Source organism: Burkholderia sp. AU39826 (genome assembly GCF_020419965.1).
GTDB classification, from domain to species: Bacteria; Pseudomonadota; Gammaproteobacteria; order Burkholderiales; family Burkholderiaceae; genus Burkholderia; species Burkholderia semiarida.
Map to the genome: position 1 here is coordinate 24,601 of NZ_JAIZQG010000027.1, position 18,946 is coordinate 43,546.

At 67.6% G+C, this 18,946-nt stretch carries 19 protein-coding genes and 1 tRNA gene; 8 read left to right on the top strand and 12 right to left on the bottom strand.

Features of this window, described 5'->3' with window-relative positions; all coding sequences use genetic code 11:
- Window positions 1–66: 66 nt before the first annotated feature.
- From htpX to def, 4 genes are all read right to left on the bottom strand, one after another.
- The gene (gene htpX, locus LGM42_RS29545; RefSeq protein WP_006485774.1) at window positions 67–924 is read right to left on the bottom strand and encodes a zinc metalloprotease HtpX; all 858 of its coding nucleotides are present in this window, start codon (window positions 922–924) and stop codon (window positions 67–69) included.
- 100 nt (window positions 925–1,024) lie between these two features.
- A complete protein-coding gene (locus LGM42_RS29550) occupies window positions 1,025–1,666 on the bottom strand; it encodes a LysE family translocator (protein ID WP_060312273.1) in 642 nt (213 codons plus the stop codon).
- A gap of 120 nt (window positions 1,667–1,786) precedes the next feature.
- Complete coding sequence (gene fmt / locus LGM42_RS29555) at window positions 1,787–2,779, bottom strand: methionyl-tRNA formyltransferase (RefSeq protein ID WP_060010902.1); 993 nt, start codon at window positions 2,777–2,779, stop codon at window positions 1,787–1,789.
- Window positions 2,780–2,813: 34 nt separating this feature from the next.
- Complete coding sequence (def, locus tag LGM42_RS29560) at window positions 2,814–3,317, bottom strand: peptide deformylase (protein WP_059573609.1); 504 nt, start codon at window positions 3,315–3,317, stop codon at window positions 2,814–2,816.
- Here def and LGM42_RS29565 point away from each other — a divergent pair.
- The 4 genes from LGM42_RS29565 (at window position 3,316) to LGM42_RS29580 (ending at window position 8,045) form a co-directional block, all read left to right on the top strand.
- Window positions 3,316–3,510 (top strand): hypothetical protein, encoded by a 195-nt coding sequence (locus LGM42_RS29565; RefSeq protein ID WP_226234111.1) that lies wholly within the window; start codon window positions 3,316–3,318, stop codon window positions 3,508–3,510. The genes def and LGM42_RS29565 overlap by 2 nt on opposite strands.
- 13 nt (window positions 3,511–3,523) lie before the next feature.
- A complete protein-coding gene (gene dprA / locus LGM42_RS29570) occupies window positions 3,524–4,837 on the top strand; it encodes a DNA-processing protein DprA (protein ID WP_226234112.1) in 1,314 nt (437 codons plus the stop codon).
- Between the two features lie 36 nt (window positions 4,838–4,873).
- A complete protein-coding gene (locus LGM42_RS29575; protein WP_060312278.1) occupies window positions 4,874–5,254 on the top strand; it encodes a thioredoxin family protein in 381 nt (126 codons plus the stop codon).
- 193 nt (window positions 5,255–5,447) lie between these two features.
- Window positions 5,448–8,045 (top strand): DNA topoisomerase III, encoded by a 2,598-nt coding sequence (locus tag LGM42_RS29580; RefSeq protein ID WP_059573606.1) that lies wholly within the window; start codon window positions 5,448–5,450, stop codon window positions 8,043–8,045.
- 127 nt (window positions 8,046–8,172) lie between these two features.
- Here LGM42_RS29580 and LGM42_RS29585 read toward each other — a convergent pair whose 3' ends face one another.
- Window positions 8,173–9,222 carry a LysR family transcriptional regulator gene (locus LGM42_RS29585; RefSeq protein ID WP_059573605.1) on the bottom strand — a complete coding sequence of 350 codons (1,050 nt, stop codon included), beginning with the start codon at window positions 9,220–9,222 and terminating at the stop codon, window positions 8,173–8,175.
- A 426-nt stretch (window positions 9,223–9,648) separates the two neighbouring features.
- Between LGM42_RS29585 and LGM42_RS29590 the strand changes: the two genes are divergently transcribed.
- The gene (locus LGM42_RS29590) at window positions 9,649–10,662 is read left to right on the top strand and encodes a D-2-hydroxyacid dehydrogenase family protein (RefSeq protein WP_059573604.1); all 1,014 of its coding nucleotides are present in this window, start codon (window positions 9,649–9,651) and stop codon (window positions 10,660–10,662) included.
- 48 nt (window positions 10,663–10,710) lie between these two features.
- Here LGM42_RS29590 and LGM42_RS29595 read toward each other — a convergent pair whose 3' ends face one another.
- Both LGM42_RS29595 and LGM42_RS29600 read right to left on the bottom strand, forming a co-directional pair.
- Window positions 10,711–11,577: a patatin-like phospholipase family protein gene (locus LGM42_RS29595; protein ID WP_059573647.1), complete on the bottom strand. Its 867-nt coding sequence runs from the start codon at window positions 11,575–11,577 to the stop codon at window positions 10,711–10,713.
- Between the two features lie 8 nt (window positions 11,578–11,585).
- Complete coding sequence (locus tag LGM42_RS29600) at window positions 11,586–11,990, bottom strand: PaaI family thioesterase (protein WP_027785770.1); 405 nt, start codon at window positions 11,988–11,990, stop codon at window positions 11,586–11,588.
- A 190-nt stretch (window positions 11,991–12,180) separates the two neighbouring features.
- Here LGM42_RS29600 and LGM42_RS29605 point away from each other — a divergent pair.
- Window positions 12,181–12,256, top strand: a tRNA-Lys gene (locus LGM42_RS29605).
- A 186-nt stretch (window positions 12,257–12,442) separates the two neighbouring features.
- A complete protein-coding gene (locus tag LGM42_RS29610) occupies window positions 12,443–13,495 on the top strand; it encodes a DUF3592 domain-containing protein (protein WP_226234113.1) in 1,053 nt (350 codons plus the stop codon).
- Window positions 13,496–13,531: 36 nt separating this feature from the next.
- On the opposite strand, the gene LGM42_RS29615 is transcribed toward LGM42_RS29610, so the two are convergent.
- Window positions 13,532–14,146 carry a CGNR zinc finger domain-containing protein gene (locus LGM42_RS29615; RefSeq protein ID WP_226234114.1) on the bottom strand — a complete coding sequence of 205 codons (615 nt, stop codon included), beginning with the start codon at window positions 14,144–14,146 and terminating at the stop codon, window positions 13,532–13,534.
- 81 nt (window positions 14,147–14,227) lie between these two features.
- Between LGM42_RS29615 and LGM42_RS29620 the strand changes: the two genes are divergently transcribed.
- Entirely contained in the window at window positions 14,228–15,043 is an 816-nt protein-coding gene (locus LGM42_RS29620; RefSeq protein ID WP_060312283.1) for an alpha/beta fold hydrolase, read from the top strand.
- A gap of 25 nt (window positions 15,044–15,068) precedes the next feature.
- Here the strand turns inward: LGM42_RS29620 and LGM42_RS29625 are convergent, their stop codons facing one another.
- The 4 genes from LGM42_RS29625 to phnY all read right to left on the bottom strand — a co-directional run bounded on the left by LGM42_RS29625 (window position 15,069) and on the right by phnY (window position 18,936).
- The gene (locus LGM42_RS29625) at window positions 15,069–15,827 is read right to left on the bottom strand and encodes an amino acid ABC transporter ATP-binding protein (RefSeq protein WP_226234115.1); all 759 of its coding nucleotides are present in this window, start codon (window positions 15,825–15,827) and stop codon (window positions 15,069–15,071) included.
- Window positions 15,824–16,504, bottom strand: coding sequence for an amino acid ABC transporter permease (locus LGM42_RS29630; RefSeq protein WP_059573598.1), 681 nt, complete (start codon window positions 16,502–16,504; stop codon window positions 15,824–15,826). The genes LGM42_RS29625 and LGM42_RS29630 overlap by 4 nt, the downstream gene beginning before the upstream one ends.
- Before the next feature lie 14 nt (window positions 16,505–16,518).
- Window positions 16,519–17,301: an amino acid ABC transporter substrate-binding protein gene (locus tag LGM42_RS29635; protein WP_059573597.1), complete on the bottom strand. Its 783-nt coding sequence runs from the start codon at window positions 17,299–17,301 to the stop codon at window positions 16,519–16,521.
- A 180-nt stretch (window positions 17,302–17,481) separates the two neighbouring features.
- Window positions 17,482–18,936, bottom strand: coding sequence for a phosphonoacetaldehyde dehydrogenase (gene phnY, locus LGM42_RS29640; RefSeq protein ID WP_226234116.1), 1,455 nt, complete (start codon window positions 18,934–18,936; stop codon window positions 17,482–17,484).
- Window positions 18,937–18,946 lie beyond the last annotated feature (10 nt).

Consider the following 18,946-nt stretch of genomic DNA (forward strand, 5'->3'; position numbering starts at 1 on the left):
CAGCGCGGAGCATGCGGGGTGGCGGGGCGGCCTCCGCGCGGCAACGGCCGCGCGGTATGCCGGAGGTCAATCGAAGCGGCCGGTGCGCGCCATCTCCATCAGGCGCGCGATGCGCTCCTCGGTGGCCGGGTGCGTCGAGAACAGGTTCTGCAGGCCGCCGCCGTGCAGCGGGTTCATGATCATCATCTGCGCGGTGGCCGGATGCGCCTCGGCCGCCTGGAACGGGATGCCCGCCGCATAGCGATGGATCTTGTCGAGCGCGGTGGCGAGCGACTGCGGATCGCCGGAAATCTGCGCGCCGCCGCGGTCGGCCTCGAACTCGCGCGCCCGCGAAATCGCCATCTGGATCAACGCGCCTGCGATCGGCGCAAGCAGCGCGACCGCGATACCCGCGATCGGGTTGGCTGGCCGGCCGTTCTCGTCGCGCCCGCCAAAGAACATCGCGAAATTCGCGAGTGCCGAGATCGCACCCGCCATCGTCGCCGTGATCGTCGAGATCAGGATGTCGCGGTGCTTCACGTGCGCGAGCTCGTGCGCCATCACGCCGCGCATCTCGCGCTCCGACAGCACGCGCAGGATGCCCGTCGTCGCGGCGACCGCCGCGTGCTCGGGGTTGCGGCCCGTCGCGAACGCGTTCGGCGCGTCCTCGTTGATCAGGTAGACGCGCGGCATCGGCAGGTTCGCGCGCGTGGCCAGCTCGCGCACCATCCGGTAGAACTGCGGCGCCGTGTTCTCGTCGACTTCCTGCGCGTTGTACATGCGCAGCACCATCTTGTCCGAGAACCAGTACGAGAAAAAATTCATGCCGAGCGCGAACAGCAGCGCGATCGTCATGCCGCGCGAGCCGCCGATCATCCCGCCGATCACGATGAACAGGGCCGTGATCGCGGCCATCAGCATCGCCGTTTTGACCCAATTGAACATACCCACTCCTTATCCGTCAGGGGACCCGCCGCGCTTCACAGCGCACGGCGGAAAATTGTAAGCGATTTGTTAGATAAGGTCTCGCCGGAAAAATTCAATCTCAGCGTTGCGAAGCGGCAAGACGCAGGCCGAGGCCGACGAAAGCGCTGCCGACCGTGCGATCGAGCCACTTCTTGACGCCCGGCTTGCCGGAAAAGCGCTGCGTGACGCTGCCCGCCACCCACGCGACCAGGCTCGTCCAGACCGTGCTCATCGCGACGAACACCGCGCCGAGGGTCAGGAACGCCCATGCCTTGTGCGGACTGTCGGCCGATACGAACTGCGGGAAGAACGACACGAAGAACAGCACGACTTTCGGATTGAGCACGTTGGTCCAGAAGCCCTGCATGAACAGCTGGCGCAGCGGCCTGGCGGCCGGGACCTGCGCGGCTTCCGCGCCCGACGGCCCGGCGGCCGGCTTCGCGATGACCATCCGCACGCCGAGATAGATCAGGTACGCGGCGCCGACCAGCTTGATCACCGTGAACGCGGTTGCCGATGCCGCCAGCAGCGCAGTGAGCCCGAATGCGCACGCAAGGGCGTGGACGCAGCAGCCGGCCGAAATGCCGAACGCCGACATCAGCCCCGCACCGCGCCCCTGTGCGACGCTGCGGCCGACGATGTAGGCCGTGTCGGGGCCGGGCGTGATGTTCAGCAGGAAAACCGCGAACACGAAGAAGCCGAAATGGGTGATGCCGAACATGAAGACCTCGAAACCGGAAAGCGCAGGGAAATTCTACGCGCGCCTGCCGCACCGCGCGACTCGGCCGTCCGGCCAGTTGCGCCGGGCCGGCAGACCGGGTCGAATGGCGCTCGGGCCGTGTCAGTCGGCGTCGGGCAGCGCGAAACGCTGGCCGGCGGCGAGCGGCGAACCGGCGAGGAATTCGCGTGCGGGCAGCCGCTTGCCGCCCGGCTTCTGCAACTGGGTCACGCGCAGCGCGCCGCTGCCGCATGCAACCACCACGCCTTCCGGCGCGGCTTCGACGATCGTGCCGGGCGCCGCGTCGGCAATCGTGCCGCGCGCCGCCATGGGCTCGGCCGCCCACAGCTTGATGGCCGCACCGTCGAGCGTCGCGACGCCGCCCGGGAACGGATCGAACGCCCGCACCTGCCGCGCGAGTACGTCGGCCGGCTTGCGCCAGTCGAGCGCCGCTTCGTGCTTGCCGATCTTTTCCGCGTAGGTCACGCCGTCGGCCGGCTGCGGCGTCGCCGGCAGCGTGCCGTCGCGCTCGAGCCGCACGAGCGCGTCGACGATCAGCCGCGCGCCGTCGGCGGCGAGACGGTCGTGCAGCGTCGCGGTCGTATCGTCGGGCGCGATCGCCGTGCGCGCCTCGTCGATCATCGCGCCGGTGTCGAGGCCGGCGTCCATCTGCATCAGCGTGACGCCCGTCTCGGCGTCGCCGGCCTCGATCGCGCGATGGATCGGCGCGGCGCCGCGCCAGCGCGGCAGCAGCGACGCGTGAATGTTGATGCAGCCGGCGCGCGGGATGTCGAGCACTTCCTGCGGCAGCAGCAGGCCGTACGCGGCCACCACCATCACGTCGTGCGGCGTCGCGCGCAGCAGCTCGATCGCGTCGGCCGCCTCCGCCGGGTACTTGCCCGCGCGGCGCAGCGACGGCGGCTGCGCGACGGTCATCCCGTGCTCGACGGCGTAGCGCTTCACGGCGCTCGCCTGGAGCTTCATCCCGCGGCCGGCCGGGCGATCGGGCTGGGTGAGCACGAGCGGCACCGGGAAACCGGCCTCGTGGATCGCGGCAAGGGCAGCCGCGGCGAATTCCGGCGTGCCGGCAAAAATCACGCGCAACGTATGGGTCATGACAGCGTTCGGGGTCGGGCTGGGCGGACGCGCATCACATCGCGCGTTCGAGTTTCTTCATCTTCGTCTTGATACGCGTCTGCTTGAGCGGCGACAGGTATTCGACGAACACGCGGCCCATCAGGTGATCCATCTCGTGCTGGACGCACACGGCGAGCAGCCCTTCGCAGTCGAGCTCGAATGCCTCGCCGTGCTCGTTGAGCGCGCGCACGCGCACGTGGTCGGGCCGCTCGACTTCGTCGTAAATGCCGGGCACCGACAGGCAGCCTTCTTCATAGGTCTGCTTCGCGTCGCTCGACCACACGATTTCCGGGTTGATGAACGCGCGCAGTTCGTTCTTCTCCTCGGAGACGTCGATCACGATCACGCGCTCGTGCACGTCGACCTGCGTGGCCGCCAGGCCGATACCGGGCGCCGCGTACATGGTCTCGGCCATGTCGGCGACGAGCTTGCGGATCCGGTCGTCGACCTTGTCGACGGGCTTCGCGACCTTGTGCAGCCGCTTGTCGGGGTAATGAAGAATATTGAGCAAAGCCATGGTGTTCGGTATTCGGTATTCGGTATTCGGTATTCGATGGGGCGGCGCGCCGCATCGGCCATCCGGCCGGCTGGCGCCGCCGCCGCGAGGCAATGAAGATGAGGCGGATGCGTGGCATATCAATGCCGCGAATCGCGCCTCCTGCAATCGGCCGGGCGCCTGCGCGCACGGCCCTGTCGAGTATTTCGGATGATGAAAATTTTATCATGGCGTCACGCGCTGCGCTGGCCGCCGCATTCGAGGGCCGTCTCATGCCGCCGCAAGCGCTGACGCCCGCCGCGCTGCGCGCCTGGCTGCAACTCGCGCATGCGCCCGGCCTCCCGCCCGCCGTGCTGCAGATTTTACTTGCCGCGTTCGGCTCGCCGGCGGCGTTGCTGCGCGCGTCCCACGAGGCGATCGCCACCGTGGCCAGCCCCGCCGCCGCGCAGGCCGTGCGCGCGAGCGAGCGCGACGATCTCGATACGCGCACCGACGCCGCACTCGCCTGGCTCGACGGGCCGGGCAACGTGCTCGTCACGCTGAGCGATCCGGCCTACCCGCCGCGGCTGCGCGATCTGCACGATCCGCCGCCGCTGCTATATGTAAAGGGGCGGCTCGATCTGCTGCACGCCCGCGGCCTCGCCGTGGTCGGCAGCCGCCACGCGACGCCGCAGGGGCTCGCCGACGCCACGCATTTCGCACGCGGGCTGTCCGACGCGGGCCTCACGATCGTCTCGGGCCTTGCGCTCGGCATCGACGGCGCCGCCCATCGTGGCGGGCTCGACGGCCGCTCGGGCACGGTCGCGGTGATCGCGACCGGCGCCGATCTCGTCTATCCGGCGCGGCACCGCGCGCTCGCCCACGAGATCGCCGCGCACGGCGCGATCGTGTCGGAATGGCCGCTCGGCACGCCGGCCCGCGCCGCGCATTTTCCCCAGCGCAATCGGCTGATCGCCGCGCTCGCGCTCGGCGTGCTCGTCGTCGAGGCCGCCCCGCGCTCGGGCTCGCTGATCACCGCGCGGCTCGCGAACGAATTGGGGCGCGATGTGTTCGCGATGCCCGGTTCGATCCACGCCCCGCTCGCGCAGGGCTGCCACGCGCTGATCCGCGACGGCGCGAAGCTCACCGCGGCGCCGTTCGACGTGCTCGAGGAATACGGGCTGGGCGAGCCGGCGGCGCAAGCACGAGCCGGCACGGTGCGGGCCGGCAACCCGGGCCCGAACGCCGGCGAAAGCGGCGAGCCCGAAACGGCCGGCGGCGCGCCGGCGAATCGCGCCGTCGCGGCCGCCGCGTCGCCCCGGATCGAAGCCGCGTCACCGATTACCCCATCGGAACAGGCGGTGCTCGCCGCCCTGGGATACGGCCCCGTGACGTACGAATGGCTGGCCGAGCACAGCGGCCTGTCCGACGACGTGCTGCATGGCGCGCTGCTCGCGCTGGAACTGGCCGGCCGCGTCGCGAGCGTCGCCGGCGGACGGTTCGCGCGGCTTGACGCGGCGCCCACCCCGTCCGCGCGGAGCGTGCTACATTCCCCGCCATAGGGGCGGCCCGGCCGCCGACGCTACCCAAGGAATGCCATGCCCGCGCTGAATCTCGACACCGACGCAGATCGGATCGCCGAGCGCCTCGCCGATCCCGGCACGTTGCTGGTCGCCTGCCTGTGCGCCGAGTGGTGCGGCACGTGCCGCGACTACCGGACCGCCTTCGACCAGCTCGCCGACGCGCATCCGGATGCCTGCTTCGCCTGGATCGACATCGAAACCCATGCCGACCGGCTCGACGATCTCGACGTCGAGAACTTCCCGACCATCCTGATCGAGGATGCCCACACCGCGCGCTTCTTCGGCACGGTACTCCCGCACGCGGCGATCGTGGAGCGCATGCTGTCCGACCTGAGCGCGGTGCCCGGTGCGCCGCACGCACCGAAATTGCGCGACGTCCTGACCGTCGAAGCCTGAATTCGCGGGCCGGCGCGGCAGGTTTCGCGCAGGTTCGCGCGCTCCGCCGCGCCGGACGCTTGCCGCCGTTGCGGCCCCCCTCTATGATGAGCCGCTTTTTACACGCCGAGCCGCCGTCGCTGCCGCGTGTGCTATAAAGCGGTCGTAAAAGGGACCCACGCCGGCGAACCCGGTCTACCAACACACACCTGTCATGTCCAAAGCACTGATCATTGCGGAAAAGCCTTCTGTCGCGAACGACATCGCACGCGCTTTGGGCGGCTTTACCAAGCATGACGAGTATTACGAGAGCGACGATTACGTCCTTTCGTCCGCTGTCGGCCACCTGCTGGAAATCGCCGCCCCGGAAGAGTACGAGGTCAAGCGCGGGAAATGGAGCTTCGCGCATCTGCCCGTCATTCCCCCGCATTTCGACCTGAACCCGATCGCAAAAAGCGAGTCGCGCCTCAAGGTGCTCACGAAGCTGATGAAGCGCAAGGACGTCGACCGCCTGATCAACGCATGTGACGCGGGGCGCGAAGGCGAGCTGATTTTCCGCCTGATCGCGCAGCACGCGAAGGCGAAGCAGCCGGTCCAGCGTCTGTGGCTGCAATCGATGACGCCGCAGGCGATCCGCGACGGTTTCGCGAATCTGCGCAGCGACTCGGACATGCAGCCGCTCGCCGACGCCGCACGCTGCCGCTCGGAAGCCGACTGGCTCGTCGGGATCAACGGCACGCGCGCGATGACCGCGTTCAACAGCAAGGGCGGCGGCTTCTTCCTGACCACCGTCGGCCGCGTTCAGACGCCAACGTTGTCGATCGTCGTCGAACGTGAAGAGAAAATCCGCCGCTTCGTCCCGCGCGACTACTGGGAAGTGAAGGCCGAATTCGCGTGCGCGGGCGGCTTCTACGAAGGCAAGTGGTTCGACCCGAAATTCAAGCGCGACGAATTCGATCCGGAAAAGCGCGACTCCCGCCTCTGGAGCCTGCCGGCCGCCGAAACGATCGTCGCCGCCTGCCGCGACCAGATCGGCACGGTGTCCGAGGAATCGAAGCCGTCGACGCAACTCTCGCCGCTGCTGTTCGACCTGACGAGCCTGCAGCGCGAGGCGAACAGCCGCTTCGGCTTCTCCGCGAAAAATACGCTCGGCCTCGCCCAGGCGCTGTACGAAAAGCACAAGGTGCTGACCTATCCGCGTACCGATGCGCGCGCGCTGCCGGAAGACTATCTTTCGACGGTCCAGTCCACGCTCGAGATGCTCAAGGAGAGCCACAACTATCTGCCGCATGCGAAGCAGGTGCTCGACAAGGGCTGGGTGAAGCCGAACAAGCGGATCTTCGACAACTCGAAGATCAGCGACCACTTTGCCATCATCCCGACGCTGCAGGCGCCGAAGTCGCTGTCCGAGCCTGAGCAGAAGCTGTACGACATGGTCGTGAAGCGCTTCCTCGCGGTGTTCTTCCCGGCGGCCGAATTCCGCGTGACGACGCGGATCACCGAAGTCGCGGGTCATCACTTCAAGACCGAAGGCAAGGTGCTCGTCGAGCCGGGCTGGCTGCAGGTGTACGGCCGCGATGCCGAAGGCGCCGACGCGAACCTCGTGCCGGTGCAGAAGGACGAGAAGGTGAAGACGGACGAAATCGCCGCCGTCGCGCTCGTGACGAAACCGCCCGCACGCTACTCTGAAGCGACGCTGCTGTCCGCGATGGAAGGCGCGGGCAAGCTGGTCGAGGACGACGAGCTGCGCGAGGCGATGGCCGCGAAGGGTCTCGGCACGCCGGCGACGCGCGCGGCGATCATCGAAGGCCTGCTCGGCGAGAAGTACCTGCTGCGCGAGGGCCGCGAACTGATCCCGACCGCGAAGGCGTTCCAGCTGATGACGCTGCTGCGCGGCCTCGGCGTGAAGGAACTCACCGCGCCCGAGCTCACCGGCGAATGGGAATACAAGCTGTCGCAGATGGAGCGCGGCAATCTCGGGCGCGACGCGTTCATGCAGGAAATCGCCCGCATGACGCAGCAGATCGTCAAGCGCGCGAAGGAATACGATTCCGACACGATCCCCGGCGACTACGCGACCCTTCAGACGCCGTGCCCGAACTGCGGCGGCCAGGTGAAGGAAAACTATCGCCGCTTCGCGTGCACGAAGTGCGACTTCTCGATCTCGAAGATCCCGGGCAGCCGGCAGTTCGAGATCCCGGAAGTCGAGGAATTGCTGCAGAAGAAGGAAATCGGGCCGCTGTCCGGGTTCCGCAGCAAGATGGGCCGCCCGTTCTCGGCGATCCTGAAGCTGTCGTTCGACGACGAGACGAAGAACTACAAGCTCGAGTTCGATTTCGGCCAGGACCAGGGCGGCGAGGAAGGCGAAGCGCCCGACTTCTCCGCGCAGGAACCGGTCGGCGCGTGCCCGAAGTGCAAGGGCCGCGTCTTCGAACACGGGATGAGCTACGTGTGCGAGCACTCGGTGGCGAACCCGAAGACTTGCGACTTCCGCTCGGGCAAGGTGATCCTGCAGCAGGAAATCACGCGCGAGCAGATGGGCAAGCTGCTGGCCGATGGCCGCACGGACCTGCTGCCGAACTTCAAGTCGTCGCGTACCGGCCGCAACTTCAAGGCGTTCCTCGTGAAGCAGCCGGACGGCAAGATCGGCTTCGAGTTCGAGAAGAAGGAGCCGAAGGCGGCCGCCGCGAAGAAGACGGCCAAATCGGCGACGAAGGATGCCGAAACCGTGACCGAAGGCGCCGAAGAGAAACCGGCGCCGGCCCGCAAGACCGCCGCGCGCAAGACGACGGCGCGCAAGACGGGTTCGTGACGGCCCGGCCGCCGCGCGCCGCTTGCGGCGTGTCCGGCTCCGGCGCGCACCCATAAAAAACGCGGATCGATCGATCCGCGTTTTTTCTTCGTGCCGGCCGTCTTGCTACCGGGCGGGCGCCGGGCCGTTACAGCGGCGACGGCATCGCCACGCGCGTGCGCGGCGAGCGCGCAAGACGCGGTTGCAGGTTCGGATCGGTCGTTTCGGGCTGCTCGGCACGCATCTCGACGCCGATCGGCGGCGGCGTCGCGCCCTGCGCGGCCCATTGCTCGCCCATCGTCGCGTCGGTCGAGTGACTGAAATGCTCGACGAGATGATCGATGAACGTACGCACCTTCGCCGGCAGATGGCGCCGGCTCGGGTAGGCGATGTTGATCTCGACCTGCGGCAGCCGGAAATCCGGCAGCAGCCGCACGAGCGCGCCGCGCGCGATGTCGCTGCCGATCAGGTAGCTCGGCAGGATCGCGACGCCCATCCCGAGCAACGCGAACTGGCGCAGCATCGCGGTGTTGTTCGCGACGATCACGTTGGTCGGGCGCACGCGCACTTCGCCGTCCGGCCCCGTGAACACGCGCTCGTCGCCCCAGTATTCGGTCGGCAGGCTCAGCGCCGGGTGTTCGGCGAGCTGTTCCGGATGCGTCGGCACGCCGTGCTTCTCCAGATAGCTGGGCGTCGCGCACACGGTCATGCAGCCGGTGGTCAGGCGCCGCGTGACGATGCTCGCGCTGCGCATCTGGCGCGTGACGACGATGCCGACGTCGAAGCCTTCCTCGACGAGATCGACCTGCCGGTCGACCAGCGTGAGATCCGGCACCACCTTCGGGAAATTCTCCGTGTACGACTGCAGCACGGGGGCGAGGTTGTGCAGGCCGAACACGACCGGCGCCACGATGCGCAGCGTGCCGACCGGCTCGTGATTGCGCGCGACGACCATCTGCTCGACGTCCTCGAGCTCGTCGAGGATCTGGCGGGCACGCTCCAGATAGACCTGACCCGACTCCGTCAGGGAGAGGCTGCGCGTGGTGCGGTTAAGCAAACGCGTGCCGAGCCGGCCTTCCAGATCGGCGACATGGCGCGTCGCGACCGCGTTGGAGATATCCATTGCGCTCGCGGCCCGCGCGAAACTGCCGAGATCTGCAACCTTGACGAACACGCGCATCGACTGCAAATGATCCATAAACGACTCCTGCCGCTGTTACAACTTCAAAAAGATGAAGCAAATGCGTAATTCTCCTACGACAGCGGAAATGATGCAGAGTTGCTCAACAACGGGCCGGTTGACGATAAAAATAGTCAAAAATCCTCGCCTTTCGCGGATAGTTGATCCAATTATTCTGCTGCGAGCAACAATTGGGTGAACCTCGTCGAGTAAGCGGCCGAATCAGGAAGGACGTGTTTGATGCGACACAACAGCGCACCCTTGCGCACGGCGCGCGAGCGGCGTGGGGGTGGCTGGCGCCCATTGCGGCGGAGCGTAACAACCTGTTAAAAAGACCCCACGAAGGCGGCCGGCGTAGCATCATGTCGGCCCCGGCCGGGCGGAACAGGGGCGCAAGATGCGCCGCCGCCCTGCCCGCTTTCAACGCGCGACACCCCGCTCACCATGAAAATTGCCATCCTCGACGACTACCAGGACGCCGTCCGCAAACTGAACTGCTTCGAGATGCTCGCCGGCCACGACGTAAAGGTCTTCAACAATACGGTGCGCGGCTTGGGACAGCTCGCCAGCCGTCTGGCGGAAGTCGAGGCGCTCGTGCTGATTCGTGAACGGACCCCGATTACCTCGCAGTTGCTCTCGAAGCTGCCGAACCTGCGCATGATCAGCCAGACCGGCCGCGTGTCGAGCCACATCGATCTCGACGCGTGTACCGACCGCGGCATCGCGGTGCTCGAAGGCACCGGTTCGCCCGTCGCGCCGGCCGAGCTGACCTGGGCGCTCGTGATGGCCGCCCAGCGCCGCATTCCGCAGTACGTCGCGAACCTGAAGCAGGGCGCCTGGCAGCAGTCGGGCCTGAAGACGTCGGCGCTGCCGCCGAACTTCGGCCTCGGCCAGGTGCTGCGCGGCCAGACGCTCGGCATCTGGGGCTACGGCAAGATCGGCCGGCTCGTCGCCGGTTACGGCAAGGCGTTCGGGATGAACGTGCTGATCTGGGGCCGCGAGCATTCGCTCGAGGCCGCGCGCGCCGACGGCTACACGGCCGCCGAGAGCCGCGAAGCGCTGTTCGAGCAGAGCGACGTGCTGTCGCTGCATCTGCGCCTGCACGACGACACGCGCGGGATCGTGAAGCAGGAAGACCTGATGCGGATGAAGCCGACGTCGCTGCTCGTCAACACGAGCCGCGCCGAGCTGCTCGAGGAAAACGCGCTCGTCAACGCGCTGTCGCACAACCGGCCGGGGATGGTCGCGATCGACGTGTTCGAAAGCGAGCCGATCCTGCAGGGCTACAGCCTGCTGCGGATGGAAAACGTGATCTGCACGCCGCACATCGGCTACGTCGAACGCGAAAGCTACGAACTGTATTTCAGTGCCGCATTCCGCAACATTCTCGCGTTCGACGACGGCGACATGTCGAGCGTCGCCAACCCCGAAGCGCTGACGCCGATCCGCAAGCGCTGATCGCGCGGGCCGCGCGCGTCGCGTGGCCCCGTTGCCCGATTCCCGCCGTCAGGCGGCCACGCGGCCGCCCGTCATCGCGTCGACGCGCGTGAGGAAGTGCTCGCCGTCGCGCCGCCCGAGATCGTACGCATGCCGCATCTGCGACGGGCTCGTGTAATCCCAGCTCGAAATCGGCACCTTGCTCGACGGCTGCACGTACAGCCGCCGCTGGTCGCCATGCGCGACCGTGAACATCTGCGGACGCGGATACAGCCGCGTGACGAGCACCAGCACGTCGCCCGGAGACGGATCGAGCGCATCGACCGGCACGTTGTCGACCATCCCGCCGTCGAGCACCGGCCGGCCGCCGCGCCGCAGCACCGGCGTGAACGGCGGCGTGCAGGACGACTGGAGGATCAGGTCGGCGAGTTCGTCGACGTGCGCGCAGGCCTGCGCGCGCACGAATTCGGGCCGAAAGCCGAGCGTGCGCCCGAGCGTCGGGTGCAGCGTCTTGCGCACGTACTTCTCGATGTTGTACGCGACGAGGCCGGCCGCGACCGCGCTGCGCGCACCGAGCCAGCGCGGCACGTGCGACACGCCGATGCGGATTTCCGGCGCCGCGGCGAGCTTCGCGAACGGCTCGCCGTAGATGTCGAGGAGCGCCTGACGATAGATCCGGTAATGCGGAAACACCGGCTCGCGCCCGAACAGGTTGCCCCAGTACGCATTCTTCCGGTTGTGGCGCAGCGCCTCCTCGTAATAGCGCATCACCCATGCGGCGTCGCGTGTATACAGCATGCAGGCGGTCGCCGCGCCGGCCGAGATGCCGGTGATCACGCGCGGGCGCAGGCCGAGGGCCGGCTGCGCGACGTCCCAGAAGCCGGCCTGCCACCAGCACCGATTGCCGCCGCCCGCAAAGACGATCTGGTCGAACATCGCGCCGCTCAGCTGACGAGCGCGTAGGTCGACGTCGCGTGGACGGCCATCTTGCCGTCCTCGTCGAACAGCTCGACTTCGCCGAACACGAGGTTGCGACCCATCCGCAGCACGCGCGCGGTGACGAGCACGTCGCCCTTGCGCACGGGACGCATGAAATTCGTGTTCAGCGACACCGTCGTCATCGGCCGGAATTCGCCGAGCGCAGCCGAGATCGCGACCACCATCGCGGTGTCGGCGGCCGCCGTGAACACCTGGCCGCAGATCACGCCGCCCGAATGGCGGAACTCGCCGGAAAACGGCAGGCGCAACGTGACGCTGTCGTCGCCGATCGACACGGGGACCAGACCCAGCGAGCGGACCCACGGGGCCAGCAGGCGATCCAGCAATTCGCGGACTGCGTTTTCGTCCATCTTCGAATGTCCAGAAAACGTTGCGCGACCGCCGCGCAACGCGTGTGGCGTCATCATACCGGGAGCGCGCAAACTGCGACCGCTCGTTACCGCGCCGGCAACCGCCGCCGGCGTGACGAAATATTTTCGGGAAATTCGCAGAAAGGGCTTGCCATGCCCCGAAAACCCCGGCATAATCTTTCTTCTGTTGGGGGCGTTAGCTCAGTTGGTAGAGCAGCGGACTCTTAATCCGTAGGTCGAGTGTTCGAGTCACTCACGCCCCACCAGGAATTTCAAAGGCCGGTTAGCGAAAGCTGACCGGCCTTTTCCGTTTTGGCGCGCCGTATTCGCAGCGCGCGCCTTTCGCGGTACGCCGCCGCACGCCCGTCGCGCATCGTTTCCGCTAGAATCGTCCGACAAATATCACACGACCGGCGCGGGGTTCGTCATTTGCCCGCCGGCACTGAGAGAACATGGGACGTCAGACATGGAAGCATGTGAACGAGACGCGACCATTCAGAGGGCATGGTTGCGCCGATATCGGCCTGTCCGTCGCGATGGGCCGCTCACCCGGACCGGCCCCGATCCGCGCGACGCCCGAACCGGATCGCGTCATGCCGGGTAAGGACGCGCTGGTCGCACTGATGATCGGTGTCGTGCTGTTCGTGCTGGCCGGCGTGCTCGCCGTCACGGCCGGCCGGGAACCCGACCGCCTGGTCCGCGCGCCGGGCACGGTCGTGCGCATCGTCCAGGACAGCGATGCAATGCGCGCGTACCGGCCGATCGTCGCGTATCTCGCGAACGACGGCCGGCGCCGCGAAGTCGCCGGCAATACTGCATCCGCGGTGCCCGCGTACGACATCGGCGAGAACGTCGACATCCTGCTCGACCCCGACCACCCGGAGCGCCCCGCGCTGATCGACGATTTTGCGCAACGCTGGCTTCCGGTGGCCGTGCCGGCGCTGCTCGCCGTCGCGTCGTTCGCCATCGGCGGCCTGCTGCTCGCGGGCGAGCGACGCCGCCGGCAGTCGGGCCCGGCGCCGCGCCACGTCGAACGCAAGCCGGCACGGCGCCGCTGGGATGTCGCGATCGCGCTGATTCCGATCGCGATCGGCACGGGTTTCCTCGCCGGCGCCGGCGCGGCCGGGCTGCGTCAGTGGCAAATCGTCCACCACTATGCGCGTTCGACCGGCCATGTGGTCGAGATCGCGAAAAACGGGCGGCCGTCGCGGTCGCGCACGTCGCTGTATTCGGCCATCGTCGCGTTCACGACCGACAGCGGGCGGCTGATCACATTCGCCCAGGGCTCCGCGGCGTCGCCGCCGGGCCTCCACAAAGGCGATGCGGTCGACGTGCTGTACGATCCCGTCACGCCCGAGCGTGCGCTCGTCGACCGCTTCTGGGATCGCTGGGGCCTCACGGCCATCCTGTTCGCGATCGGTGCGCCGTTCCTGGCGGCCGGGCTGTTCGCCGCCGCGACGTTATGGCCCGACCATCGGCCGCACGAAGCCGAATCCGCTCGATGACCCACGCGCGGTGCGGCAACCGCCGCGCCGCGCGCGTCACCGCTCCCTGAACGCCTCCACCTTCGCGCGGTTCCCGCACGTGCGCATGTCGCACCACCGCCGCCCGACGCCGCGGCCGCGATCGACGAAGAACCACGTACACCGGCCGCATTGCCGCACGCGCGCGAAATCGTCGCTGCGCATCAGATCCTCGAAACCGAGCGCAGCCGCATCGATCCAGCGCGACGCAGCGCGCGCGTCGGGTCGCCACGCGAAGCGGCCGCCAACCGCATCGAACGCACTCCGCCCGATCGCCTCGCGGATCGCCAGCGCAAGCCGGTCGGCAGCGCGCGCGCCCGCGCCGCCGCCGCCCGAGGCCGTCAGGTGCACGATCGCGGCGTACGCGTCGTCGCGAAAGCGGTGTAGCGCCGCCAGCTCCTCGGGGCCATCCTGGCGCGGATGACGCAGCAGCCGCGCCAGATCGTCGGGCGCCAGCAACCCCGCTTTCCCGGCCCACGCACGCACGGCCGGCCAGTCGACGAGCTTGTCCTCGTCGCGCGTCTTGCCCGTGTCGGCCACCGTGTTGAGGAAGTCGAGCGCCGGATGGCCGCCGACGAAATCGGCCGCGCGCCATTCGTGCCCGTGCCGCGCCGGGTCGGATCGAGTAACCATTTATTTTCACCTATCGGTTTCATATCCGGAAAATCCGGCGTAACCTGTTAACAACCAAAACAGGTTAGCACGGAGAAGCCGATGCTCGAACTTCCGAACCGCTTCGATTTCGAAGGCCACCGGATTGCATGGGGTACGCTCGGCGAAGGCCCGCCGCTCGTGCTCGTGCACGGCACGCCGTTTTCGTCGCAGGTATGGCGCCGGATCGCGCCGTGGCTCGCGCGGCGCCATCGCGTGTATTTCTACGACCTGCTCGGCTACGGCCAGTCCGACATGCCGGACGCGGACGTGTCGCTCGGCCGCCAGAACGCGCTGTTCGGCGCACTGCTGAACGAATGGACACTCGCGCGGCCGCGTGTGCTCGCGCACGACTACGGCGGCGCCACGGTGCTGCGCGCGCACTTTCTCGACGGCATCGCGTATGCGGATCTCACGCTCGTGAACCCGGTCGCGATCGCGCCGCAAGGGTCGCCGTTCGTGCGTCACGTCGCGCAGCACGAAGCCGCGTTCACCGGCCTGCCCGCGTACGCGCACCATGCGCTCGTGTCGGCCTATATCGGCCAGGCGGTCGCGCGACCGCTGAGCGACGAAGCACTGTCGATCTACCGTGCACCGTGGCTCACGCCGGCCGGCCAGGCCGCGTTCTATCGCCAGATCGCGCAGATGCGCCAGCGCTACATCGAGGAAGCGGAAGCCCGCTACGCGCCGCCGGACTTTCCGGTGCGCATCGTGTGGGGCGAGGACGACGCATGGATTCCGCTCGAGCAAGGGCAGGCGCTCGCCGATCGCATCGCGAACGGCAAGCTGATCCGCGTCCCGCACGCGGGCCATCTGGTTCAGGAAGATGCGCCGGAGGCGATCGTCGCCGCGGTGCTCGACGCGCACGCGCCACGCTGACCGCCAGCCACCTCGCGTCGCGTCGTCAGAACACCGGCACGCCTTGCGCGAGCGTCGCGACGAACTTCGCGGTACGCGGGTCGCGCGGCCGGCCGAACAGGTCGCGCGACGCGCCGGCTTCGACGATGCGGCCATCGGCGAGGAACACCGCATCATGCGCGATCGACGCGGCCAGGCGCAGGTCGTGCGTGGCCATCAGCATCGTCGTGCCTTCGCGCGCGAGCTGGCGCAGCACCTCGACCACTTCGACGGACAGCTCCGGATCGAGCGCCGATGTCGGCTCGTCGCACAACAGCACCTGCGGAGACGGCGCGAGCGCGCGCGCGATCGCCACGCGCTGCTGCTGTCCGCCCGATAGCGTGGCCGGCCATGCGTCGGCCTTGCCCGCGATGCCGACCTTGTCGAGCAGCGCGAGCGCCCGCTGGCGCGCCTGCTCGCGCGGCCAGCGCTGCACGGTCACGAGCCCCTCCATCACGTTCTGCACGACGCTCAGGTGCGGAAACAACTGGAAGTTCTGGAACACCATGCCGGTCTGCTTGCGCACCGCGAATACCGCGTCTCGCGACGGCCGGCGCCCCGGCACGAATGCGATGCGCGCATCGCCGACCGCGAGCGCGCCCGCCTCCGGCACTTCGAGCAGGTTCACGCAGCGCAGCAGCGTGCTCTTGCCGCTGCCGGACGGGCCGATCAGCGCCGTTACGCTCCCCGGCTGCAATGCGAGGTCGATTCCGCTCAACACGCGATGCGAGCCAAACGACTTGTCGATGCGCTCGAGATGGATCATCGCAACTCCGCGTGGAACAGCGCATGCCGGCCGAAGCGGGTTTCGAGGCGACGTTGCAGCGTGGACAGCACCGAGCTGAACAGCAGATAGATCAGCGCGGCTTCGGTATAGAGAATCAGCGGCTCGTAGGTCACGGCCGCGATGCGCTGCGCGGCCTGGAAGATCTCGGGCACCGTCAGCACGGCCGCAAGCGACGTGTCCTTCACGAGCGAAATGAACGAATTCGACAGCGCGGGCAGCGCGACGCGCGCGGCCTGCGGCAGGATCGCGCGGCGCAGCGCCTGCGCGCGCGTCATCGACATCGAGTACGCGGCCTCCCACTGCCCCTTGGGGATCGATTCGATCACGCCGCGAATCACTTCCGCGTTGTACGCGCCGACGTTCAGCGAGAAGCCGATCACGGCGGCCGTCAGCGGATCGAGCACGATGCCGACGCTCGGTAGCCCGTAGAAGATCACGAACAACTGCACGAGCAATGGCGAGCCGCGGAACAGCCAGATATAGAAACGCACGACGGCCTGCGCCCAGCGCGGCCCGAACAGCCGCGCGAGCGCCGCGCCGAACGCGAGCAACAGGCCGATCGCGAACGACGCGAGCGTGAGCGGAACCGTAAACACGAGCCCTGCAACGAGCAGGGGGCGCAGCGATTCCGCCATCAGGTGCAGCCAGGCCGGCATCGTTCAGCCTCGCGTCACGGCTGCGACACGTCGCGGCCGAAGTACTTCTGCGAGATCTTCGCGTAGGTGCCGTCCGCCTTGATGTCCGCGAGCGCCTTGTCGATCGCGGCCACCAGCGCGGGGCTGCCCTTGCGCAGCAGCACGCCGGACGCGTCGCCCGCGCCGCTCGTGTCGGTCGCCGCGATCTTCAGTTTCGCGTCGGGCTTGTGCTTGCGGAAATCGAGGTACGACAGCGAATCGTTGATCGTCGCATCGACGCGTCCGGACGTCAGCAGGTCGATCGATTCGTTGAAGCCCTGCACGGGCACGACGTCGGCGCCGTGCGCGGCCGCGAGCTTGCCGAAATTGCTGGTCAGCGTGTTCGCGGATTTCTTGCCCTTCAGGTCGTCGAACGAGCGGATCGTCGTGTTGTCCGCGCGCACGATCAGCACCGCATGCGACGTGATGTACGGCGTCGAGAAATCGTATTTCGCCTTGCGCGCGTCGGTGATCGACACTTCGTTCACGACCGCGTCGTAGCGGTTCACGTCGAGACCCGCGATCAGCCCGTCCCATTTGCCTTCGACGAACTGCGGCTTCACGCCGAGACGCTGCGCGATCGCGGTCGCGATGTCGACGTCGAAGCCCGTCAGCTTGCCCGTCTCGTCGTGGTACGTGAACGGCGCGTAGGTGCCTTCGGTACCGATGCGGAACACGCCGGCCGACTTGATCTGCGACAGGTCGTCGGCAGCCAGCGCGCTGGTGGCCGCGGCGGCCTGCAGCAGCGCGACGATCAGGATGGAGCGGAGGAATTTCATGGTGCGGACCCCGAATGATTGGAGAGAATCATCCCGCCGGCACGCCTGCGCCGTTCGAGAGGTCCGCGAATTCTACCGATGCGGGAAGGCCCGGCAAAAACGCAAATCGGCTAACGATATGAGCCGATCGAATAACGACCGCGCCAACCTCGATGCCGACGCGGGCCGCTTACACGTCGCTTACCATGGCAACGAATACGTCTTCGTGTTCGTGAAGCTCTTCATCGCTTCCTGCACACCCTCCTTGTATCCGAGCCCCGAATCCTTCACGCCGCCGAACGGCGTCAGCTCGAGCCGATAGCCGGGCACCTCGCGCACGTTCACGCTGCCGACTTCGAGTTCGGTGATGAAGCGCGTGATGTGGTCGAAGCGGTTCGTGCACACCGACGACGACAGCGCGTAGTCGGTGCTGTTCGACATCCGGATCGCTTCGTCGATGTCGCGAAAGCGCAGGATCGGCGACACCGGGCCGAAGGTTTCATGCTTCACCAGCGGCATGTCGGGCGTCACGCGGTCGACGACGGTCGGCGAATACAGTGCGCCGTCGCGCACGTTGCCGACCAGCAGCCGCGCACCGCGTGCGATCGCGTCGTTCACCTGCTGCTCGCAGAACCGCGCGGCCGCTTCGTCGATCACGGTGCCCATGTCGACCGACGGATCGGACGGGTTGCCGTACGACCATGCGCGCGTCTTCTCGACGACGAGTTCCGTGAAGCGATCGGCCACTGCCTCGTGCACGAGAATCCGCTTGATCGCCGTGCAGCGCTGCCCGGAATTCCTGTACGAGCCCGACACCGCGAGCGTGCTCGCCTCGTCGAGATCGGCGTCTTCCATCACGATGATCGGATCGTTGCCGCCGAGTTCGAGCACCGCGCGCCGATAGCCCATCCGCGCGGCGATCGATTTGCCGATCGACACGCCGCCGGTGAACGTGATCAGGTCGATCGCCGGGTTCGTGATCAATTCGTCCGCAATGTCCTTCGGGTCGCCGGTGATCACCTGCAGCATCTGCGGCGGCAAGCCGGCTTCGTACAGGATGTCCGCGAACAGGTAGCACGACAGCGGCACCTTCTCCGACGGCTTCACGACGATCCGGTTGTTGGTCGCGACCGACGGCACGACCTTGTGCGCGACCTGGTTCATCGGGTGGTTGAACGGCGTGATCGCCGAAATCACGCCGAGCAGCGGGTCGCGCTGCGTGTACACGCGGCGCTTCTTGCCGTGCGGCGTCAGATCGCACGAGAAGATCTGCCCGTCGTCCTTCAGCACTTCGCCGGCGCCGAACGTCAGCACGTCGGCCACGCGGCCCGCTTCGTACGTCGAATCCTTGATGCACAACCCGGCCTCGGCCGTGATCAGCGCCGCGATCTCCGCGGTGCGAGCACGCACGATGTCGGCCGCGCGGCGCAGGATCGCCGCGCGATCGTGGCGCGTGAGCGTCGGCCGGTACGCCCGCGCGACCGCGAATGCGCGGCGCACGTCGTCGAGCGTCGCCTTCGGCACGGTGCCGACCAGTGCGCCGTCGTACGGGTTGCGCACGTCGATCACCGCATCCCGCTGAATCCGCTCGCCGTCGATTCGCAGTGCCTCGCGACGAATCTCGCGCACCGCCGTCGATGCTGCAAAGGCGTTCATGCCTGTATTC